Source organism: Pseudomonas sp. H3(2019) (assembly GCF_007713465.1).
GTDB lineage: Bacteria > Pseudomonadota > Gammaproteobacteria > Pseudomonadales > Pseudomonadaceae > Aquipseudomonas.
In genome coordinates this window covers 210,895-230,535 of the sequence record NZ_VMSG01000005.1, presented here as the reverse complement: position 1 = coordinate 230,535, position 19,641 = coordinate 210,895, and the positions used below count along the sequence as shown (strand labels likewise).

18 protein-coding genes are annotated in these 19,641 nt (G+C 59.3%); 11 read left to right on the top strand and 7 right to left on the bottom strand.

Annotation, left to right across the window (positions count from 1 at the left end):
* Positions 1–3 precede the first annotated feature (3 nt).
* Genes FPT12_RS08000 through FPT12_RS07990 form a run of 3 tightly spaced genes read left to right on the top strand, consistent with a single transcriptional unit; the run spans position 4 to position 3,421 of the window.
* The gene (locus tag FPT12_RS08000; protein WP_145015537.1) at positions 4–1,446 is read left to right on the top strand and encodes a CpaF family protein; all 1,443 of its coding nucleotides are present in this window, start codon (positions 4–6) and stop codon (positions 1,444–1,446) included.
* Complete coding sequence (locus FPT12_RS07995; protein ID WP_145015536.1) at positions 1,443–2,429, top strand: type II secretion system F family protein; 987 nt, start codon at positions 1,443–1,445, stop codon at positions 2,427–2,429. Before FPT12_RS08000 ends, FPT12_RS07995 begins: the two co-directional genes overlap by 4 nt.
* Before the next feature lie 29 nt (positions 2,430–2,458).
* Positions 2,459–3,421 carry a type II secretion system F family protein gene (locus FPT12_RS07990; protein ID WP_145015534.1) on the top strand — a complete coding sequence of 321 codons (963 nt, stop codon included), beginning with the start codon at positions 2,459–2,461 and terminating at the stop codon, positions 3,419–3,421.
* Between the two features lie 198 nt (positions 3,422–3,619).
* On the opposite strand, the gene FPT12_RS07985 is transcribed toward FPT12_RS07990, so the two are convergent.
* Genes FPT12_RS07985 through FPT12_RS07975 form a run of 3 tightly spaced genes read right to left on the bottom strand, consistent with a single transcriptional unit; the run spans position 3,620 to position 5,899 of the window.
* The gene (locus tag FPT12_RS07985; RefSeq protein ID WP_145015532.1) at positions 3,620–3,892 is read right to left on the bottom strand and encodes a DUF3613 domain-containing protein; all 273 of its coding nucleotides are present in this window, start codon (positions 3,890–3,892) and stop codon (positions 3,620–3,622) included.
* A 19-nt stretch (positions 3,893–3,911) separates the two neighbouring features.
* Complete coding sequence (locus FPT12_RS07980) at positions 3,912–4,622, bottom strand: tetratricopeptide repeat protein (protein ID WP_145015530.1); 711 nt, start codon at positions 4,620–4,622, stop codon at positions 3,912–3,914.
* A gap of 35 nt (positions 4,623–4,657) precedes the next feature.
* Positions 4,658–5,899 carry a type II and III secretion system protein family protein gene (locus FPT12_RS07975; protein WP_145015528.1) on the bottom strand — a complete coding sequence of 414 codons (1,242 nt, stop codon included), beginning with the start codon at positions 5,897–5,899 and terminating at the stop codon, positions 4,658–4,660.
* 915 nt (positions 5,900–6,814) lie between these two features.
* On the opposite strand from FPT12_RS07975, the gene FPT12_RS07965 reads away from it, so the two are divergent.
* From FPT12_RS07965 to FPT12_RS07950, 4 genes are all read left to right on the top strand, one after another.
* The gene (locus FPT12_RS07965) at positions 6,815–7,594 is read left to right on the top strand and encodes a transporter substrate-binding domain-containing protein (RefSeq protein ID WP_054593375.1); all 780 of its coding nucleotides are present in this window, start codon (positions 6,815–6,817) and stop codon (positions 7,592–7,594) included.
* A gap of 56 nt (positions 7,595–7,650) precedes the next feature.
* Positions 7,651–8,379, top strand: a complete 729-nt coding sequence (locus FPT12_RS07960; protein WP_054593374.1) for an ABC transporter permease — start codon at positions 7,651–7,653, stop codon at positions 8,377–8,379.
* Positions 8,376–9,086: an ABC transporter permease gene (locus tag FPT12_RS07955; protein WP_054593373.1), complete on the top strand. Its 711-nt coding sequence runs from the start codon at positions 8,376–8,378 to the stop codon at positions 9,084–9,086. The genes FPT12_RS07960 and FPT12_RS07955 overlap by 4 nt, the downstream gene beginning before the upstream one ends.
* 102 nt (positions 9,087–9,188) lie before the next feature.
* Positions 9,189–9,953 (top strand): ABC transporter ATP-binding protein, encoded by a 765-nt coding sequence (locus FPT12_RS07950; RefSeq protein WP_145015524.1) that lies wholly within the window; start codon positions 9,189–9,191, stop codon positions 9,951–9,953.
* Between the two features lie 108 nt (positions 9,954–10,061).
* On the opposite strand, the gene FPT12_RS07945 is transcribed toward FPT12_RS07950, so the two are convergent.
* The gene (locus FPT12_RS07945; RefSeq protein ID WP_145015522.1) at positions 10,062–10,460 is read right to left on the bottom strand and encodes a PA2817 family protein; all 399 of its coding nucleotides are present in this window, start codon (positions 10,458–10,460) and stop codon (positions 10,062–10,064) included.
* A 95-nt stretch (positions 10,461–10,555) separates the two neighbouring features.
* Entirely contained in the window at positions 10,556–13,006 is a 2,451-nt protein-coding gene (locus FPT12_RS07940; protein WP_145015520.1) for an acyl-CoA dehydrogenase, read from the bottom strand.
* Positions 13,007–13,310: 304 nt separating this feature from the next.
* Between FPT12_RS07940 and FPT12_RS07930 the strand changes: the two genes are divergently transcribed.
* The 3 genes from FPT12_RS07930 (at position 13,311) to FPT12_RS07920 (ending at position 15,776) form a co-directional block, all read left to right on the top strand.
* A complete protein-coding gene (locus tag FPT12_RS07930) occupies positions 13,311–13,934 on the top strand; it encodes a glutathione S-transferase family protein (protein ID WP_145015517.1) in 624 nt (207 codons plus the stop codon).
* Positions 13,935–14,067: 133 nt separating this feature from the next.
* The gene (locus FPT12_RS07925) at positions 14,068–15,000 is read left to right on the top strand and encodes an ABC transporter ATP-binding protein (RefSeq protein WP_145015515.1); all 933 of its coding nucleotides are present in this window, start codon (positions 14,068–14,070) and stop codon (positions 14,998–15,000) included.
* A complete protein-coding gene (locus FPT12_RS07920) occupies positions 14,997–15,776 on the top strand; it encodes an ABC transporter permease (RefSeq protein WP_019689336.1) in 780 nt (259 codons plus the stop codon). The genes FPT12_RS07925 and FPT12_RS07920 overlap by 4 nt, the downstream gene beginning before the upstream one ends.
* A gap of 162 nt (positions 15,777–15,938) precedes the next feature.
* On the opposite strand, the gene FPT12_RS07915 is transcribed toward FPT12_RS07920, so the two are convergent.
* Both FPT12_RS07915 and FPT12_RS07910 read right to left on the bottom strand, forming a co-directional pair.
* A complete protein-coding gene (locus FPT12_RS07915; RefSeq protein WP_145015513.1) occupies positions 15,939–16,313 on the bottom strand; it encodes a DUF6124 family protein in 375 nt (124 codons plus the stop codon).
* 389 nt (positions 16,314–16,702) lie between these two features.
* Complete coding sequence (locus FPT12_RS07910) at positions 16,703–17,218, bottom strand: DUF2062 domain-containing protein (RefSeq protein WP_145015511.1); 516 nt, start codon at positions 17,216–17,218, stop codon at positions 16,703–16,705.
* Between the two features lie 135 nt (positions 17,219–17,353).
* Here FPT12_RS07910 and FPT12_RS07905 point away from each other — a divergent pair, with 135 nt between their 5' ends.
* Positions 17,354–19,588 (top strand): DNA internalization-related competence protein ComEC/Rec2, encoded by a 2,235-nt coding sequence (locus FPT12_RS07905; RefSeq protein WP_145015509.1) that lies wholly within the window; start codon positions 17,354–17,356, stop codon positions 19,586–19,588.
* Positions 19,589–19,641: the final 53 nt, after the last annotated feature.

The window sequence follows — 19,641 nt, the reverse complement described above, 5'->3', positions numbered from 1 at the left end:
CCCATGATCAGCGACTTTCGTAACCGCTTGCGCAAACAGTCCGCTAAACCCGCCGCATCGTTGACTGGTCAGCCGGGTGACGACCTGCTGGACCCGGCAGAGGAATTGATGGCGTGGGAGCGTGCAGCACCGGACATTCTTTACGAGACCAAGAGCCAGGTCACCCCGGTGGAGGCCGAGTGGCGGGAAAAAATCTACCAGCAGTTGCTCAAGGTCATGGACCTGTCCTTGCTCGATTCCCTTGAGCAGGCCGAGGCCACGCGGCAGATTCGCGAGATTTGTCAGCGCTTGCTGGATGAGCATTCAGCGCCCGTGAGTTCGGTCAGCCGTCAGTTGATCATCAAGCAGATCACCGATGAGGTGCTGGGCCTTGGCCCACTGGAGCCGTTACTGGCGGATCACACCGTGTCGGACATTCTGGTCAACGGCTCCGCCTCGGTGTATGTCGAACGCTTTGGCAAGCTGCAGAGGACCGATGTGCGTTTTCGTGACGATCAGCATTTGCTGAACATCATCGACCGCATCGTTTCCAGTCTGGGGCGGCGCATCGATGAGTCCTCGCCGTTGGTGGACGCCCGGCTCAAGGATGGTTCGCGGGTCAACGCGATCATTCCGCCGCTGGCCATCGACGGGCCGAGCATGTCGATCCGCCGCTTTGCTGTGGACTTGCTCAATACCGATAGCCTGATCCAGGTCGGTACCTTGACCCCGGCCATTGCGTTGCTGCTCAAGGCGATTGTTCGCGGGCGCTTGAATGTGCTGATTTCCGGCGGTACCGGCAGCGGCAAGACCACCATGCTCAATGTGCTGTCGAGTTTCATTCCGCAAAACGAACGAATCGTCACCATTGAAGATTCGGCCGAACTGCAACTGCAGCAGCCCCATGTGGTGCGTCTGGAAACCCGTCCTTCGAACATCGAGGGGCGTGGCGAGGTGAGCCAGCGCGAATTGGTGCGCAACAGTCTGCGGATGCGCCCCGACCGCATTGTGATCGGCGAAGTGCGCGGCGCCGAGGCGCTGGACATGCTGACGGCCATGAACACCGGCCACGACGGCTCGTTGACCACGATCCACGCCAATACCGCGCGTGATGCGTTGGGGCGAATCGAGAACATGGTGTCGATGACCGGTGCGACTTTCCCGATCAAGGCCATGCGTCAGCAAATCGCTTCGGCCATTGATGTGGTGATCCAGCTGGAACGTCAGGAGGACGGCAAGCGGCGTCTGGTCAGCGTGCAAGAGATCAACGGCATGGAAGGCGAGATCATCACCATGACCGAGATTTTCTCGTTTGCGCGCAGTGGCATTGGCGAACACGGTGAAGTGCTCGGTGATTACCGGCCTAGCGGCATGATTCCGGCCTTTCGCGACGTATTGGCCAAGCGTGGTATCGAGTTGCCACTGAACCTGTTCAGGCCTGAATGGATGGAGGCTCGGCAGTCATGAACAATATTCCTGGTGAATTCATTCTGATCTTTCTCGGCATGGTATTTATCGCCGTTTTTCTCTTGGCCCAGGGCGTGGTGGTGCCGGTGTTCGGTGAGGCGGGCAAGATGCGCAAGCGTATTCGCGGTCGCCTGCATGTCATGGAGAAAGCCAACAATCTGCCCAATATGCAGACGGTATTGAGACAGAAATACCTGACACGTTTGTCGCCACTGGAGGCCTGGCTTGAGCAACTGCCGTTCATGGCGGACCTGACACAGCTGATCGAGCAATCCGGACACGAATATCGGGCCTATCGGGTGCTATTCCTCGGGCTCGCGATGGGAGGTGGTGCAGGAGCGTTGGTGTTGTTGATTTCGTCACCCTGGTGGATGGCGTTGGCAGTAGGTTTTGCGGTGGCCTGGCTGCCGTTGCTGAAAATCCTCCGTGACCGCAACAAACGCTTTGCTGCGTTCGAAGAGGGCTTGCCGGATGCGCTGGATGCCATGTGCCGGGCCCTGCGTGCCGGGCACCCGTTCAATGAAACCCTGCGCCTGGTAGCCGAAGAGCACAAGGGACCGGTGGCACATGAGTTCGGCCTGACCTTCGCCGATATCAACTATGGCAATGATGTGCGTCGCGCCATGCTCGGCCTGCTGGAGCGTATGCCAAGCATGACGGTGATGATGCTGGTGACGTCGATCCTCATCCATCGCGAGACCGGCGGCAATCTGACCGAGGTGCTCGAGCGTTTGAGCCGGCTGATCCGGGGGCGCTTCCGCTTTCAACGCAAGATCAAGACTCTGTCGGCCGAAGGTCGAATGTCGGCCTGGGTGCTGGTGGCCATCCCTTTCGTGTTGGCGGCGCTGATCTTGATCACAACGCCCACCTACTTGCCGGTGCTGATCAATGATCCGATCGGCCACAAGCTGATCATCGGGGCTTTCTGCGCGATGTTGGTCGGGATTGTCTGGATCCGCAAAATTATCCGGATTCAGGTTTAAGCAGTATTCGCTACGTGGAGGTGCAGGTCATGGACTATTTGCTCGGGTTGTTGGGTCGGGTGACGGGTAATGAGGTGCTGGCGCGCCTGTTGTTCGTCAGTGCGATAGGGGTGAGTACGGTGCTCGCGGTCGTTACCGTGACGTTACTGGTGTTGGGGCTTCAGGACCCGATGCAGCGTCGCCTTGCGCTGATCAAGCGTGGGCATTACGGGAGTGCAGGGGGGCCGGACGCACCGGGTAATCTGCAACTGTTGCTGGAGCGCGTTGGCCAGCGTTTTGGCTCCGCCGAAACCGCTCAGGCGTCCGAAACCCAGCTTCTGTTGATGCACGCAGGGTACCGCTCGTCTTCGGCGGTGCAGATGTACTGGGCGGTGCGCTTGCTGTTGCCGCTGGTATTGGTCGGCATTTCGCTGCTGGTGTTGCCGCTGATCCCCCGACTGTCTCTGATCCTGGGCCTGCTGCTGGTGCTCATGGCGGCCGCTGTCGGTTGGCTGCTGCCAGCGATGTATGTCAGCAAGCGCAAGCAGATGCGCCAGGCCCGGCTGCGTGTCGCGTTTCCGGATGCCCTGGATCTGATGGTGGTCTGCGTGGAATCGGGGCTGGCCTTGCCCACGACCATCGAACGGGTGGCTGAGGAGATGGCGGTCAGTCAGGTCGAACTGGCGGAGGAACTGGCGTTGGTCAATGCGCAAATCCGTGCCGGCATCACCAGTACCGAGGCGCTCAAGCAACTGGCCGTGCGCACCGGACTGGAAGACGTGCAAGGGTTGGTCAGCCTGCTGGGGCAGAGCATCCGCTTCGGTACCAGCGTGGCCGATACCCTGCGCATCTATGCCGATGAGTTCCGCGACCGGCGTACGCAGGCAGCCGAAGAGATGGGGGCGAAAATTGGTACCAAGCTGATATTCCCACTGATCTTCTGTCTGTGGCCGAGCTTCTTCCTGGTCGCTATTGGACCGGCGTTGATCGGGGTGCTCAAAGCGTTCGGGTGAGAGAAGCGGGGAGGGGGGCTGCCAAGCAGGATGGCGGCTCCTGTCGGAGCACAGGATGGAGCAAATCTTGAGTGGGTCAGGCCCGGCGCCTGATCCACTTTTATTCTTTTATTCGTTTACCCACGCACGTTATTGCCCCTGACGTTCTTGCCAGGTAACGCTGGACTACGCCAGAGGCTGATCGTCCACTGACGTGTCTCATTTGCCGCCGTTGCTCATGCTTCCCGATGCCTTCTGGTCAAAATGTTCAGGAATCGGGTGGGTGAAGCTATCCAGCCAGCGTTGCATGGAAAGGTCACGTTCGGTGGCCGAAACGCTCTGCAGTCGAGGGGATGCCACTACGCCGCGAATCTGTAGTTGCATCCATTGCTCGGTGCCTTGTTGCGGCACCGAAGAGGGGCCCGGCTCAATAGCCCAGGCGGTCGTGGACAGGCAAGCCATGCACACTATCAACAGCCCTTTGGTATTCATTTGCGACTCCTCATCTTGTCTACTTGATCGCATTGGCTGAGGCATTGACTACCTCTGTCATGCCTTTACCCTCGGTAGCCACCACTTTTTTCGCCGGGGCCTTGAGTCTTTCCGCGCGAGCTTGGGCATCCGAGACTTGCTTGGAACTCAGGCTGGCGCGGTTTGCGAGTTCGGCAGCCTGCTTCCAGTTGTCCTGATAGATCAGCAGTGTCACCAGATTGAGTGCCGCCAGCGAGTCCGACGGCTTGAGTTCCATGGCGGTCATGAACTGGAAGCGTGCCTCATTGGGCCGACGCTGGTTGAGGTAGACGACCCCCAGGTCATTGCGGATTTTGTCGTCGGTGGGGGCCATCCTCATTGCACGCTCAAGGTGATCCGCGGCAGCCGCGTTATCATTTCTGGCCACGGCCATCTGGCCCAGACCATGCTCGCCTTCAGCGGCCAGGCATGTGCCGAGCAGACTCTTGTACAACGGTTCGGCCTCATTACGGCCCAGCAGGCGCAGTACTCGAGCCTTGCGCAGGCGAACCTGCGGCAGGTCTTCGGGCAGCCCTTCCAGATTCGCCAGGCTGGCATACAAACGGCCATCGTTGGTCATGTCGTCGGCCAGGTTCAGCGACAACTGCTGATCCGAACCAGGCGCCGAGCAACTGCTCGGTCGCGAAGACAGGCCATTGGTGGCACACCCCGCGAGCATCACCGTCGCCGCTATTGCTATGACCGCTTTCATTGAGTGTCCTCTGGCTACAACACCTTGAACCAGGCTCATTGCGAGAGCCCCATGCGGCTGTCGAAGTCACCGTTGTCGAGGAAATACATGCGGTAGAAGTTCGGGTCGTAATTGCGCAGCTGTTCACCCGGCAATGACGGCAGTTGTGCGTTGACCGCCAACGGTTGAACCAGGTGCGGAGTGACGATCATCAGCAGTTCGCGCTCCTCACGGTTGATGCTGTTATTGCGAAAGAACGCGCCGAGAATCGGGATATCGCCCAGCCCTGGAAACTTGTTCACCTGGGAGCTGTTGCTGGTGCTGATCAGGCCGCTGATGACGAAGCTTTCGCCATCGGCCAGGGAAATGCTGGTGTCGGTACGGCGCACGGTAAATGCCGGGACCACGGTGCCGGCGATCTGTATGGCCTTGGTGAAGTCCAGCTCGCTGACCTCGGGTGCCACCTTCAGGGCAATGCGACCTTTGTCGATGATGGTCGGGGTCAGGGTCAGGCGGACACCGAACTCCTTGTACTCGATGGAGATGTTGTCGCTGCCTGAACTGGGCACCGGAATCGGCACTTCACCACCGGCCAGGAAGCTCGCACTCTGGCCGCTGAGGGCCACCAGGCTCGGCCGCGCCAGGGTGTAGGCAAAGCCACTGCCTTCCAGCGCATTGATCATTCCCAGGACATTGCCGCCGCCAAAGCCGATATTGAACGTGCCGTTATTGAGCGGGATGTTTGGCGCCAGACTACCAATGTGGCCTGGGGTCACAGTCACCCCGGGCACAGAGCCCGGCGAGCCGAACAGAAAATTGCCGCTTTTGCCGAAGATCGAGGTGCTGGCCTCTTTCAATTTGGTACGGCTGACTTCGACGAAGCGAATATCGGTCTGCACCTGGCTCGGCAACAGCGGGTCTGCAGAAGGTACCGTCGACACGCTGGTCAGCGCTGCGGTGGCCCTGCCTTTGACGAATACCATGCTTTGGCGCGGCGTGGGCGAGCAGGCGGTCCAGACCATCAGGCTGGTGGCGCCGGGCGCTACACCCGTGAGGATGAAGGAGTTGCTGCTGCTGGTTTGCACGTCGGCAACCTTCGGGTCGCCCACTGCCAGTTGCTTGATCGGGACCGGCATGCGCAACTCGTCCTGAAGCCCTTGGCCGACCTCGAACACGGCGGGCAGACTGGCCAGTTGCGAGCAATTGTTCGCCGCGGCCTGAGCCGCATCCACACCAAGACCCATCCATAACAGGCCATGGATAATTCGTTTGAAAGCGGGCACGGTACGATAGCTCATTAAGTGCATCCTCGCTGAATAGGCCATCTGCGGGCTAACCTGGTTACCTGGATCGCTTCAAGGCGCCCGGGCCGGCCCTCCACTTCACCAGACCACTAACCATTAGTGGCCCTGGCAATATTGCTGGGTGCTGCGGGCGAGCAGGCGCAATATGCGGGTCTGACTGACCCGTGAGCGACCTGCGCTAAAACTGTCGTTAGTGATCCGGATACCTGGGCTCAGGCCCCGTGAGGATTTTCTGTCTGCAGCCTTGTACGGCATTGTCAGCCGACTTGGCTCCCCCCAAAAGTAACCGGCAATCAATGCACAAAGCCGGAAAGCGCTAGTCAGGATCATAGTGAGGTATCTCCTTTTGCCAATTCGCTATCTGATCGCTGAACAAAACGTGGACAACTCAAAACCGTATGGTTTGCTCTTTGCTTGAAGGTAGTTCAACCGAGGCAAAGCGCCATTGTTTAGAAGAAAAACTTCTGTGCGAATGTGGGCGCGTTGCTGTTTTTCGAGTTGTGCTCTCACCCACGAGTTGGCCCCATGACGGGGTATTTCCACACGTAATGTGCCCTTTCAAATTGTTACCGGATGCACCAACACGGCGCAAAAACGTGGCTCCGGTAACATTCACGAAAGCGGCTCGGCCACCCTCAAGATTTTTTTGACCATTCCCAAAACCCCGTTCCAGACGCCTTCCGGTTGCTTAAAAAGTTTTCTTCAGCTGTCGTTCAGCGAGTTGGCTGGTTGATTGCATATGCTTGTATGTACAAGTAAGTGTGTGTGTATAAGAGGCACCCGAAGGTGCTGACGCACAAGATGGCTTTAAAGCACGTACTTGAGGTTCAGGTTTACAGCGTCACACGCATTCCAGTAGCAGTACCCATGCGCTACAAGCGCCCGTAGTGGTTTTAGGAATTGATAATAATGAAAAGAACATTGCTGACCCTTTCTGCTTTGACACTGTGCATGGCCGCCGGCGTAGCCACGGCCAAAGAGTACAAAGAGCTGCGTTTTGGTGTTGATCCTTCCTACGCACCGTTCGAGTCCAAAGCGGCCGACGGCAGCCTGGTGGGCTTCGATATCGATCTGGGTAACGCGATCTGCGCCGAGTTGAAGGTCAAGTGCAAATGGGTCGAGAGCGATTTCGACGGCACGATTCCAGGCCTGAAGGCCAACAAATTCGACGGCGTAATCTCTTCCATGACCGTGACTCCGGCCCGTGAGAAAGTCATCGATTTCTCCAGCGAGCTGTTCTCCGGCCCGACCGCTCTGGTCTACAAAAAGGGCTCCAGCGTTTCTGACGTAGCCTCGCTCAAGGGTAAAAAAGTCGGCTACGAGCAAGGCACCATTCAGGAAGCCTACGCCAAGGCCGTACTGGACAAAGCCGGGGTAGAAACCAAGGCCTACGCCAACCAGGACCAGGTTTACGCGGACTTGATGTCCGGTCGCCTCGACGCCACGATCCAGGACATGCTGCAAGCCAAGCTGAGCTTTTTGAAGTCGCCGCAAGGGGCTGATTACGAGGTCAGCCAGCCGATCGACAGCGAGTTGTTGCCCGCTAAAACAGCGGTGGGTATCGCCAAAGGCAACACCGAGCTCAAGGCCCTTCTCGATAAAGGCATCAAGGCGATCCACGATGACGGCACCTACGACTCGATCCAGAAGAAACACTTCGGTGATCTGAGTCTCTACAGCGGCAAGTAAGGCCCCGGTGCCCGTCCTCGGGACGGGCACTTTTTTATCGCTATAGGTCCTGAATTATGTTCGAAGCACTTTTGCAGACACTCGGGCTCTCCGGATTCAGCTTGAAGGGGTTCGGCCCTCTGTTGCTGGAAGGCTCCTGGATGACCGTCAAGCTATCGATACTGTCGCTGTTGTTGAGCGTTCTGCTCGGCCTGATCGGCGCCAGTGCCAAACTGTCCAGCGTCAAACTGTTGCGGATTCCGGCCCAGCTCTACACCACGCTGATTCGCGGGGTGCCGGACCTGGTGCTGATGCTGCTGATTTTCTACAGCCTGCAAACCTGGTTGACCAGTTTCACCGAGGCGCTGGGCTGGGAATATATCGAGATCAATCCGTTCGCCGCCGGGATCATCACTCTGGGTTTCATCTACGGCGCGTATTTCACCGAGACCTTTCGCGGCGCGATCCTCGCTGTGCCCCGCGGACAGATGGAAGCCGCCACGGCCTACGGCTTGAGCCGTGCCCAGCGCTTTCGCTTCGTGGTGTTCCCGCAAATGATGCGCTTCGCCCTGCCGGGCATCGGCAATAACTGGATGGTGATCCTCAAGGCCACCGCGCTGGTGTCGATCATCGGCCTGGCGGACCTGGTCAAAGCGGCTCAGGACGCCGGTAAAAGCTCCTATCAACTGTTCTTTTTTCTGGTGTTGGCCGCGCTGATCTACCTGGTGATCACCAGCGCGTCGAACTATGTCCTGCGCTGGCTCGAACGGCATTACGCGGCAGGTTCCCGGGAGGCGGTACGATGATCGAATTACTGCAGGACTACTGGAAGCCCTTCCTCTATAGCGACGGTTACCACATCACCGGCCTGGCCATGACCCTGTGGCTGCTCAGCGCCTCGATCTTCATCGGTTTCCTGGTGTCGGTTCCACTGTCGATTGCCCGGGTTTCCAACAAACTTTACGTACGCTGGCCGGTGCAGTTCTACACCTACCTGTTTCGCGGCACGCCGCTGTATATCCAGTTGCTGATTTGCTACACCGGGATCTACAGCCTGGCCGCGGTCCGTGCGCAACCGTTGCTCGACGCGTTCTTTCGCGATGCAATGAACTGCACCATCCTCGCGTTTGCCCTGAACACCTGCGCCTACACCACGGAGATTTTCGCCGGGGCGATTCGCAGCATGAACCACGGCGAAGTCGAAGCCGCCAAAGCCTACGGTCTGACGGGCTGGAAGTTGTATGCCTACGTGATCATGCCGTCGGCCCTGCGTCGCTCGTTGCCGTACTACAGCAACGAAGTGATCCTCATGCTGCACTCGACTACCGTGGCCTTCACCGCCACCGTCCCGGATATTCTGAAAGTCGCTCGCGACGCCAACTCGGCGACCTTCCTGACCTTTCAGTCGTTCGGTATTACCGCGCTGATCTACCTGTTGGTGACCTTTGCGCTGGTTGGTCTGTTCCGCATTGCCGAACGTCGTTGGCTGGCTTTTCTGGGCCCGGCTCACTAGGACTTAGCGCTCTGTACGGCCGCTCATCAGGCCACGGGCTTTGTCGCCGCTTGCGATGTCTACGCAGTGGCGACCCATTTTCCCTTAGAGGATGCTGCGCACATGTACAAATTGACTGTTGAAGAACTACACAAGAGTTACGGTAGCCACGAAGTGCTCAAGGGCGTTTCCCTGAAAGCCAAAACCGGTGACGTGATCAGCCTGATCGGCGCCAGCGGCTCGGGCAAAAGCACCTTTTTGCGCTGCATCAACTTTCTCGAAACGCCCAATGACGGCGCGATGAGCCTGGACGGCAAGCAGATACGGATGGTCAAAGACCACCATGGCATGCGCGTGGCCGACGATGCCGAACTGCAACGACTGCGTACCCGTCTGGCAATGGTGTTCCAGCACTTCAACCTGTGGGGTCACATGACCGTGCTGGAAAACATCACCATGGCCCCGCGCCGGGTGTTGGGAGTCAGCAAGAAGGACGCTGAAGATCGTGCCCGGCGTTATCTGGACAAGGTCGGCCTGCCGGCGCGTGTGGCGGAGCAGTACCCGGCGTTCCTCTCGGGCGGTCAGCAGCAGCGGGTGGCGATTGCCCGCGCACTGGCGATGGAGCCGGAAGTCATGCTGTTCGACGAACCGACCTCGGCGCTCGACCCGGAACTGGTGGGCGAAGTGCTCAAGGTAATCCAGGGCCTGGCCGAAGAAGGTCGGACCATGATCATGGTGACCCACGAAATGAGCTTTGCCCGCAAAGTCTCGAATCAGGTGCTGTTCCTGCATCAGGGACGGGTAGAGGAAGAGGGCGCGCCTGAAGACGTGCTGGGTAACCCGAAGAGCGAACGGCTGAAGCAGTTCCTCAGCGGCAACCTGAAGTAACTCCCAAAACCCTGTAGGAGCTTGCGAAGCCTGCGATCTTTTGATCTTTCCGACAAAAAAAGGCCCGCATGTTTAACCATGCGGGCCTTTTGTATTTCTGATCCGGGATCAGTGCTTGCTGTCCTGGTTCGACAGGGCCAGCAGTTGTTTTTCCTGGTTCCAGTCGAACGGTTCGTCGTTTTTTTCGGCTTCGTAACGACGTTCTTCCAGTGCCTGATACAGATCGATTTCATCGTCTGGCATGTAGTGCAGGCAGTCGCCGGCGAAATACCACAACAGGTCGCGAGGGACCAGGTGGGCAATTTGCGGATAACGGGTGATGACCTGACAAATAATGTCCTGGCCCAGGTATTGGCTTTCGATCGGATCGATTGGCAGCGACGCACGCAGTTCGTCGAAGCGCTCCAGGAACAAGGCATGACTTTCGTCTGGAACCTGCTCGGCTTCACCGACAGCGACCAGGATACTGCGCAGGAGGTCGAGCTGGACGAGAGTTTGGTCGAGCATAACGGGAGTCCTCTAGATCAAAAGCAAAACGGGCGCCGGAGTATATAGCTCCAGCGCCCGCTTTTCATCATTGACCCGCCGGACGAGCCACCGCGTTAGCGGGTCTTGCCCTCGGCCAGCTCAAGTTGCTCCTTGGAAAAATCATCGACGTCGATCACTTTGCGCCGCGCGGCTTCGGCCTCATGCAGGGTATGTGCTTCTGCGGCTTGCAGCACGCCGGCCTCCAGGGCGGCGTCGATGACGTGCTCTCCGGCACCCGGTTTGAACTGCCCGCTCTTGAGTGCAAAGTGCATTTTTTTCTGCAGCGGTTGTGCGGCGCTCAGCAGGTCGCAGGCATGTTGCAGCGCACCGACCGGGTCATCGACCGATTGCGGCCGATAACAACCCCCCAGCAACTCTTCGAGTGTCGGATCGCCCTTGGCCCGGCCAATGACTGCAGCCACTTCGGCGCCGAGTTTGTCCGACGGTCCTTTGTGACGGCGACCGAACGGGAACACGATCACCCGCATCAGGCAACCCAGCACCTTGCTCGGGAAATTGCTCAGCAGTTCATCCAGCGCCCGTTCCGACTGGCCGAGACTCTCTTCCATGGCCCAGGTAAACAGCGGCGCCATGTGCTCGGGTGAATCGAGATCGTGGTAACGCTTGAGGGCGGCGGAGGCCAGGTACAGGTTGCTCAGTACATCACCGAGTCGGGCTGACAGACGCTCGCGACGTTTCAGTTCACCGCCCAGCAACATCATGCTCAGGTCAGCGAGCAGGGCAAATGCCGCAGCCTGACGGTTTAGGGCACGGAAGTAGCCCTGGCTGAGTTTGTCTCCTGGTACCTGTTCGAAATGCCCGAAGCCGAGGTTCAGCACCAGGGTGCTGGCGGCGTTGCTCACGGCGAAACCGATGTGCTTGAGCAGCAGGCCGTCGAACTCTTTGAGTGCCTGGTCCTTGTCTTCACGGCCAGCGAGGGCCATTTCCTTGAGCACGAACGGATGGCAGCGGATAGCGCCTTGACCAAAAATCATCAGGTTGCGCGAAAGGATGTTCGCGCCTTCCACCGTGATGAAAATCGGCGCGCCTTGCCAGCTGCGCCCGAGGTAGTTGTTGGGGCCCATGATGATCGCCTTGCCACCGTGCACATCCATCGCGTGGCTGATGCACTCGCGACCGCGTTCGGTGAGGTGATACTTGAGAATCGCCGAGAGCACCGAAGGTTTCTCGCCGAGATCCACCGCGTTGGCGGTGAGCATCCGCGCGGCATCCATCATCCAGGCGTTGCCGCCGATACGTGCCAGCGCTTCCTGAATCCCTTCGAAGGCCGACAGCGGCACGTTGAATTGCTCGCGAACCTGAGCGTATTGACCGGTCACCAGGCTGGTGAACTTGGCGGCGCCGGTGCCGACTGCCGGCAGCGAAATGGAACGCCCGACCGACAGGCAATTCATCAGCATCATCCAGCCTTTGCCGAGCATCTCCTGGCCGCCGATGAGGAAGTCCAACGGCACGAATACGTCCTTGCCGCAGTTTGGGCCGTTCATGAAGGCGGCGCCGAGGGGCAGATGGCGTCGGCCGATGTCGACCCCGGCGGTATCGGTCGGGATCAACGCGAGGCTGATACCAAGGTCTACCTGGTCACCCAGCAGATGGTCCGGGTCGTACGCCTTGAACGCCAGGCCGAGCAGGGTGGCGACCGGACCGAGGGTGATGTAGCGTTTTTCCCAGTTCAGCCGCAGACCCAGGGTTTCCTGGCCTTCCCATTGACCTTTGCAGATCACCCCGGTGTCAGGCATGGCGCCCGCGTCGGAGCCGGCGAGTGGGCCGGTCAACGCGAAACACGGGATGTCGTCGCCACGCGCCAGGCGGGGCAGGTAATGGTTGCGTTGTTCATCGGTGCCGTAATGCAGCAACAGTTCTGCCGGGCCTAGGGAGTTGGGCACCATCACGGTGGAGGCCAGGTCGCCGCTGCGGGTGGCCAGTTTCATGGCTACTTGCGAGTGGGCGTAGGCGGAAAACCCCTTGCCACCGAACTCCTTGGGAATGATCAGGGCAAAAAAGCCATTCTGCTTGATGTGCGTCCAGGCCTCGGCCGGCAGGTCCATCGTCTGGCCGATCTGCCAGTCGCTGACCATGGCACAGAGTTCTTCGGTCGGGCCGTCGATGAAGGCCTGCTCTTCTTCGCTCAACTGCGCTTTGGGATAGGACAGCAGTTTGTGCCAGTCCGGACGCCCGCTGAACAGCTCGCCATCCCACCAGACGGTGCCGGCATCGATGGCGTCGCGTTCGGTTTGCGACATTGGCGGCAGGGTTTTCTGGAACCAGTTGAACAACGGGGCACTGAAATATTTGCGTCGCAGGTCGGGCAGCAGCAGGGGCGCCGCGACGACGGCCAGCACGATCCAGAAAATCAGCAGCAGCCAGCCTCGATGATGGTGGCTGAAGACTCCCATCGCCAGCAGATAGACCGCCACGATACCCAGGGCGGGCAGGGGCGCGATGCGGCGGTGAGCCAGCCAGGCAATCCCGACCACCAGAACCAGTATCCACAACAACAGCATATTCAATCCTCCGTGAAGCCAGGGTCAAAACCACCTTCAGAGCTTAGACGGCATCTGCAAAACGGGGTGGTCAGAGCGATGTGTTTGAAATTGTGGGAAACAGCGGTGAGTTTCGTCAGTGATAGTCCCGGCCGTTTCATCGATAGTGACCACCCTCCGGTGGCGGAGTTCGCTGAAAGGCATCGTGGCGACAGCCGTGATCCGCTCGAACAGTCGCCGGTATTGCTCGGGAACCGGGAGACCGATTTGAGTCGCGTCTGATCCGGCGTAGACTGCTCCGGCATTCATCCATTTGGGAGCGGTCATGCTGAAGATCTGGGGTCGGAAAAATTCGTCGAATGTCAGAAAGGCACTGTGGTGCGCCGAGGAGCTCGGGCTGACCTACGAAACGCAGGATGCGGGCGGGGCTTTTGGTGTGGTCGACACACCGCAATACCGCGCGATGAACCCCAATGGTCGCATTCCGGTGATTGAAGACGACGGTTTTGTGTTGTGGGAATCCAACACCATCGTGCGTTACCTGGCTGCCCGTCACGCGGCTGATTCGCATTGGTACCCGGCCGATGTGCAGGCCCGGGCGAGTGCGGAAAAGTGGATGGACTGGACCACTTCGTCGTTTGCCGAACCTTTTCGCCAGGTGTTCTGGGGCGTATTGCGCACCCCAGTCGATCAGCAGGATTGGGTGGCGATCAACGCGGCGCAGAAAATCTGCGAGCAATTGCTGTCGATGGTCGACCAGGCATTGGCGCAGAAGCCTTATTTGTCCGGCGACGAGATCGGCGCGGGTGATATTCCGTTGGGCAGCTTTATCTATGCCTGGTTCGAGATGCCCATCGAGCGAGCGCCAATGCCCCATCTGCAAGCCTGGTATGCGCGCCTGAAGCAACGTCCGGCTTATCAAAAAGCCGTCATGACCGCGTTGACTTAATACTGACTATCAACACACTTGACTGTACTTGTGCGGCGTCGCCAAGCACCATTGCGCTAATGCGCCGCGGTTGCATTGGTCGCCGCTCGCCCTTACTTATTCCTGACTTCCCTTCTTGGTGCGTAAATCCGATATGAGTTCTGCTCTGTCCATCCGGCAGCTAACCAAAACCTACGGCAACGGTTTCCAGGCCCTGAGTGGTATCGATCTGGATGTCGCCGAAGGTGACTTTTTTGCCTTGCTCGGCCCCAACGGCGCCGGCAAATCCACGACCATCGGCATTCTCTCGACCCTGGTGAACAAGACCAGCGGAACGGTGAATATCTTTGGCCACGACCTGGACCGCGACCCGGCGGGGCTTAAGCGCTGCATTGGTGTGGTGCCGCAGGAATTCAATTTCAACCAGTTCGAAAAGACCTTCGATATTGTCGTGACCCAGGCCGGTTACTACGGTATCCCGCCCAAAATCGCCAAAGAGCGCGCCGAGCAATACCTGACTCAGCTCGGCCTGTGGGACAAGCGCGATGTGCCGTCGCGGTCACTGTCGGGCGGTATGAAGCGGCGGCTGATGATTGCACGTGCGTTGGTACATGAACCGCGTTTGCTGATTCTCGACGAACCGACGGCTGGTGTGGATATCGAACTGCGTCGCTCGATGTGGACCTTCCTCACCGAGCTGAACCAGAAAGGCATCACCATCATCCTCACCACGCATTACCTGGAAGAGGCCGAGCAGTTGTGCCGCAACATCGGCATCATCGACCACGGCACCATCGTCGAAAACACCAGCATGCGTAACCTGCTCAGCCAGTTGCATGTCGAGACGTTCCTGCTGGACCTGAAGAACGCCATGACCGTAGCGCCGCAGTTGAACGGCTATCCGACCCGTCTGCTCGACAGCCACACCCTGGAAGTCCAGGTCGATAAAGCCGTCGGTATTACCGCGTTGTTCGGCCAGTTGGCCATGCAGAACATCGAAGTGCTGAGCCTGCGCAACAAAACCAATCGCCTCGAGGAGTTGTTCGTGTCTCTGGTGGAGAAAAATCTGGCGAAGGTGGCCGTATGAGTTCCGAACTGAAGCCCAACCTCGTTGCGCTCAATACCATTGTTTATCGTGAGGTCCGGCGTTTTACCCGGATCTGGCCGCAAACCCTGCTGCCGCCGGCCATCACCATGGTTCTGTACTTTGTGATCTTCGGTAATCTGATTGGCCGGCAAATCGGTGATATGGGTGGCTTCACCTATATGGAATACATCGTGCCGGGCTTGATCATGATGTCGGTGATCACCAACGCCTACGGCAACGTGGTATCGAGCTTCTTCGGCAGCAAATTCCAGCGCTCCATCGAAGAACTGATGGTTTCACCGGTTTCGCCGCACACCATTCTGATCGGCTACACCGTGGGCGGGGTGCTGCGTGGCCTGGCAGTGGGCGTGATCGTGACGCTGCTTTCGCTGTTCTTCACTCACCTGCAAGTGCACCATTTGGGTATTACCCTGTTGGTGGTGCTGCTGACGGCAACGATCTTTTCGCTGTTGGGCTTCATCAACGCAGTGTTTGCGCGCAACTTCGATGATATTTCGATTATCCCGACGTTCGTGCTGACGCCGTTGACCTACCTGGGCGGGGTGTTCTACTCGATCAGCCTGCTGCCACCCTTCTGGCAGACCGTGTCGCTGGCCAACCCGGTGCTGCACATGGTCAACGCTTTCCGTTACGGCATCCTCGGCGTCTCGGACATCAAGATCAGCATCGCCATTACCTTCATGCTGGTGGCAACCGTAGTGCTGTACATCGGTTGCGCGCGGTTGCTGGTCAGCGGTCGCGGAATGCGCACCTAACCTGCGGCAAACTCGATCCTTGTGGGAGCGAGCTTGCTCGCGAAGGCGTCATTGCCGGCACTGCAAAAAATGCGTACTACACAAAAAAACGGCCTCCCGAGTGGAGGCCTTTTTTTTATTGATCGTTCCCACGCGCGTGGGAACGATCAGCGTGTTGGCGTGCTACTGCGGTGAGTCCGGCGGATCGAGGTGATCCAGTGCCCGATTCACCGCCAACTCGGCCAGCGAAATCATCTGCTGAATCGCCAGCGCGGTATTGCGTTTGGGACCTTCGAGTTCAAACGCCAGATCGCTGGCCATGACATTCACCGAGGCGAGCGTCTCGCAGGCATGGGCCAGCAGGGTTTCGCTGTCGACGTCCGGGGCGATGACAAAAATGCAACCAGGGCGTCGGTCGGCCAACAACTGCTTGGTCTCGGGTAGTACCAGGTAATGATCGAGCGCACGGTGCGCGGCGGCGTGGAGTTCTTTTGAATCGAGTGAGGCGTAGGGGGAAACCGGATCGGTTTCTGGAGGATTTGGCGTAGGTTTGAACATTGGGGGTCATCCATAAGTAGGGCTGCAACCATTGCGCTACTAAACGAAAGGGTGGCAGCTGTGCGCAAGTTAGTAGACCGGGTAACCCACCAAAACCGGCGCGCCCGAGGACGCCATGCGCACAGCTACCATCAAGTGCAGGGAAACCCTGGCTGGATGACGCTCATGCAACCGTTGGAAAGTTAACGCGGGCTACTAAACCCGATCACTGATGGGCAGTGACACGGAAACAATAGAGGCGACGACCAAAGCGCACAAGCCGGCGGATTCTGGCGCAGGTGTAGGCCGTGACGCAAGGCGCTGTAGCCTCCGACGAAGGCTGAGTCGGCAAATATAAACGCGCGTAACGGAATCAATAACGGCACCCCAAAGGTGCCGTTTTTGCATTTTTACATCCGGCTTTGCTTGCGCCGCGTCCATTGCCGACCGACCCACCAGCGCCAGTAGGTCATGGTCAGGCAGTAGGCCAACGCGCCGAGTACCAGGCCAGTCACCACTGAGCCCAGTAGAAACGGTTGCCAAAGAGTCGACAGCTCACCGCTGATCCATTCCCAGGTCAGCTCATCCGGCAGGCTGCGGGCGGGCACATCCATCAGCCGGGCGCCGGTCTGATAGGTGCAGTAAAACACCACGGGCATGGTGATCGGGTTGGTCAGCCAGACCAGGCTCACCGCGATCGGAATATTGCCTCGCAGCCAAATGGCGAGCATTGCCGCCACCAGCATTTGCAACGGAATCGGTAGAAACGCGGCGAACACTCCGATGGCCATGGCGCGGGCAACCGAATGCCGATTGAGGTGCCAGAGGTTCGGGTCGTGCAGCAGGGTACCGAGAAAGCGTAAGGATTTGTGTTCCCGGATGCGGGTCGGGTCTGGCATGTAACGTTTGAATAAGCGCCGGGGCATAAGGCTTCTCGGTCGGTTCAAGCGGCAAGTATGCCCGGATTCTACGGAGCGCCCGTTCAGACTTTGTGACAATTAATAAATGCGGACTGTGGTAACTCGGCTAATCCAAGAGAGGGGACTCTCAAGGACAGGCTAATGCGCACAGGGATGTTGGCGCTCGCGTTGGGTCTGTTGGCCTTGCGTTTTTTACCGGTGTTGCCACCGGTCGGGTTACTGCTGTTGCTGCCCGTACTGGCATTGATGCTGTTGCCATTTCGCACGTATCCACTGGCTTTCTTTCTGTTCGGCTTCAGCTGGGCATGTGCCAGTGCGCACTGGGCTTTGGCAGATCGTTTGGCGCCGGACCTCGACGGGCAAACCCGCTGGGTCGAAGGACGAGTCGTCGGCTTGCCGCAGAACACGCAGGGCGTGGTGCGTTTCGAGTTGGCCGATAGCGAGGCGCGGCGCACCCGATTGCCGAGGCTGATGCGGTTGGCCTGGTACGGCGGGCCGACCGTCAACAGCGGCGAGCGCTGGCGGCTGGCGGTGAAATTGAAGCGCCCCACAGGCCTGCTCAATCCGCAGGCTTTTGATTACGACGCCTGGCTGTTGGCGCAACGCATCGGCGCGACGGGAAGCGTCAAGGACGGGCAGTTGCTCAGACCCGCACAAGGGGCCTGGCGTGATGCTGTTCGCCAGCGTTTGCTGGCGGTCGATGCGCAAGGGCGCGAGGGGGCGTTGGCGGCGCTGGTGCTGGGCGACGGGTCCGGGCTGAGCCGCGAAGACTGGCGCGTGTTGCAAGACACCGGCACCGTGCATTTGCTGGTGATTTCCGGGCAGCACATCGGGTTGCTGGCCGGGATGGTTTATCTGCTGATTGCCGGGTTGGCGCGTTATGGGCTGTGGCCGCAGAGCTTGCCATGGTTGCCGTGGGCCTGCGGCATGGCGTTCGCGGCGGCGCTCGGCTATGGGCTGCTGGCCGGTTTCGAGGTGCCGGTGCGCCGGGCCTGCGTGATGATCGGTCTGGTGCTGTTATGGCGTCTGCGGTTTCGCCATCTGGGTGCCTGGTGGCCTTTGTTGCTGGCGTTGAACGCGGTGTTGTTGCTTGAGCCGCTGGCCAGTTTGCAGCCGGGGTTCTGGTTGTCATTTGCCGCCGTGGCGGTGCTGATCTTTACCTTCGGCGGCCGCCTGGGCGCCTGGCGCTGGTGGCAAACCTGGACGCGTGCGCAATGGCTGATTGCGATTGGCTTGTGTCCGTTGCTGCTGATACTTGGTTTACCCATCAGTCTCAGTGGCCCGTTGACCAATCTGCTGGCCGTGCCGTGGATCAGCCTGGTGGTGTTGCCCCCGGCCTTGTTGGGGACGTTGCTGCTGCCGCTGCCTTATATCGGCGAGGGGTTGTTGTGGCTGGCCGGCGGCTTGCTTGACGTGCTGTTCAACGGCCTGGCGTTGGTGGCAGGGCGGATACCGGCATGGGTTGCACCGGTGATTCCGCTCTGGGTCTGGGGGATAAGTGCTGTAGGCGCTTTTCTACTGTTGCTCCCCAAAGGTTTGCCCATGCGGTTATTGGGCTGGCCGATGCTTCTTTTGATAGTGCTTCCACCACTCAGAAGCGTACCTGACGGCATGGCTGAAATCTGGCAACTGGACGTCGGCCAGGGCTTGGCCATCGTGGTCCGCACGCGTCATCACGCGTTGCTCTACGACGCCGGTCCGCGTTTCGGTGATTTCGATCTGGGCGAGCGGGTGGTGTTGCCGTCGTTGCGCAAGCTCGGTGTGCGCCAGCTGGAGGTGATGCTGATCAGCCACGCCGATGCCGATCACGCGGGTGGCGCGCGCTCGGTCGCAAGCGGATTGCCGGTGGCGCAGGTGCTCAGCGGTGATCCCGAAGCACTGCCGGCCGAGTTACACGCGCAAGCCTGTGAGAGCGGTCAGCGCTGGGAGTGGGACGGTGTGGGTTTTACGCTCTGGCAATGGTCCGGGGCGAGCGAAAGCAACCAGAAATCCTGCGTCCTGCAAATTGAAGCCAACGGCGAGCGTCTGTTGTTGACGGGTGACATCGACGCCCGGGCCGAGCAGGCGTTGCTGGAAAGTCCGCTGGCGGTCGTGACCGACTGGCTACAGGCGCCGCATCACGGCAGTCGCAGCTCATCGTCGATGGCCTTTCTCACGGCGTTGGCACCCAAGGCGGTGTTGATTTCTCGCGGGCACGACAATTCGTTCGGTCATCCCCATCCGCAAGTGCTGGCGCGTTATCGCAAACTGGGCATGCAGGTCTATGACAGTGCCGAGCAGGGCGCCTTGCGTTTGCGTCTGGGGGCGTTCGAGCCGCCCGAGTCACTGCGCCAGCAACCGCGTTTCTGGCGCAGCCCGCCGTCTGTCAGCCAATAGCCACCGGTCATCAGCGCGGCGCGCCATGCGACACACGGTCTGTGGCGTGTCGG

What these genes read in the sequence shown, in the direction of transcription:
- FPT12_RS07925 (WP_145015515.1), top strand. Translation starts at nt 14,068, where the DNA reads ATGAGTTCTGCTCTGTCCATCCGGCAGCTAACCAAAACCTACGGCAAC.
- FPT12_RS07950 (WP_145015524.1), top strand. Translation starts at nt 9,189, where the DNA reads ATGTACAAATTGACTGTTGAAGAACTACACAAGAGTTACGGTAGCCAC.
- FPT12_RS07920 (WP_019689336.1), top strand. Translation starts at nt 14,997, where the DNA reads ATGAGTTCCGAACTGAAGCCCAACCTCGTTGCGCTCAATACCATTGTT.
- FPT12_RS07955 (WP_054593373.1), top strand. Translation starts at nt 8,376, where the DNA reads ATGATCGAATTACTGCAGGACTACTGGAAGCCCTTCCTCTATAGCGAC.
- FPT12_RS07945 (WP_145015522.1), bottom strand. Translation starts at nt 10,460, where the DNA reads ATGCTCGACCAAACTCTCGTCCAGCTCGACCTCCTGCGCAGTATCCTG.
- FPT12_RS07980 (WP_145015530.1), bottom strand. Translation starts at nt 4,622, where the DNA reads ATGAAAGCGGTCATAGCAATAGCGGCGACGGTGATGCTCGCGGGGTGT.
- FPT12_RS08000 (WP_145015537.1), top strand. Translation starts at nt 4, where the DNA reads ATGATCAGCGACTTTCGTAACCGCTTGCGCAAACAGTCCGCTAAACCC.
- FPT12_RS07990 (WP_145015534.1), top strand. Translation starts at nt 2,459, where the DNA reads ATGGACTATTTGCTCGGGTTGTTGGGTCGGGTGACGGGTAATGAGGTG.
- FPT12_RS07965 (WP_054593375.1), top strand. Translation starts at nt 6,815, where the DNA reads ATGAAAAGAACATTGCTGACCCTTTCTGCTTTGACACTGTGCATGGCC.
- FPT12_RS07960 (WP_054593374.1), top strand. Translation starts at nt 7,651, where the DNA reads ATGTTCGAAGCACTTTTGCAGACACTCGGGCTCTCCGGATTCAGCTTG.
- FPT12_RS07940 (WP_145015520.1), bottom strand. Translation starts at nt 13,006, where the DNA reads ATGCTGTTGTTGTGGATACTGGTTCTGGTGGTCGGGATTGCCTGGCTG.
- FPT12_RS07995 (WP_145015536.1), top strand. Translation starts at nt 1,443, where the DNA reads ATGAACAATATTCCTGGTGAATTCATTCTGATCTTTCTCGGCATGGTA.
- FPT12_RS07905 (WP_145015509.1), top strand. Translation starts at nt 17,354, where the DNA reads ATGCGCACAGGGATGTTGGCGCTCGCGTTGGGTCTGTTGGCCTTGCGT.
- FPT12_RS07910 (WP_145015511.1), bottom strand. Translation starts at nt 17,218, where the DNA reads ATGCCCCGGCGCTTATTCAAACGTTACATGCCAGACCCGACCCGCATC.
- FPT12_RS07985 (WP_145015532.1), bottom strand. Translation starts at nt 3,892, where the DNA reads ATGAATACCAAAGGGCTGTTGATAGTGTGCATGGCTTGCCTGTCCACG.
- FPT12_RS07975 (WP_145015528.1), bottom strand. Translation starts at nt 5,899, where the DNA reads ATGAGCTATCGTACCGTGCCCGCTTTCAAACGAATTATCCATGGCCTG.
- FPT12_RS07930 (WP_145015517.1), top strand. Translation starts at nt 13,311, where the DNA reads ATGCTGAAGATCTGGGGTCGGAAAAATTCGTCGAATGTCAGAAAGGCA.
- FPT12_RS07915 (WP_145015513.1), bottom strand. Translation starts at nt 16,313, where the DNA reads ATGTTCAAACCTACGCCAAATCCTCCAGAAACCGATCCGGTTTCCCCC.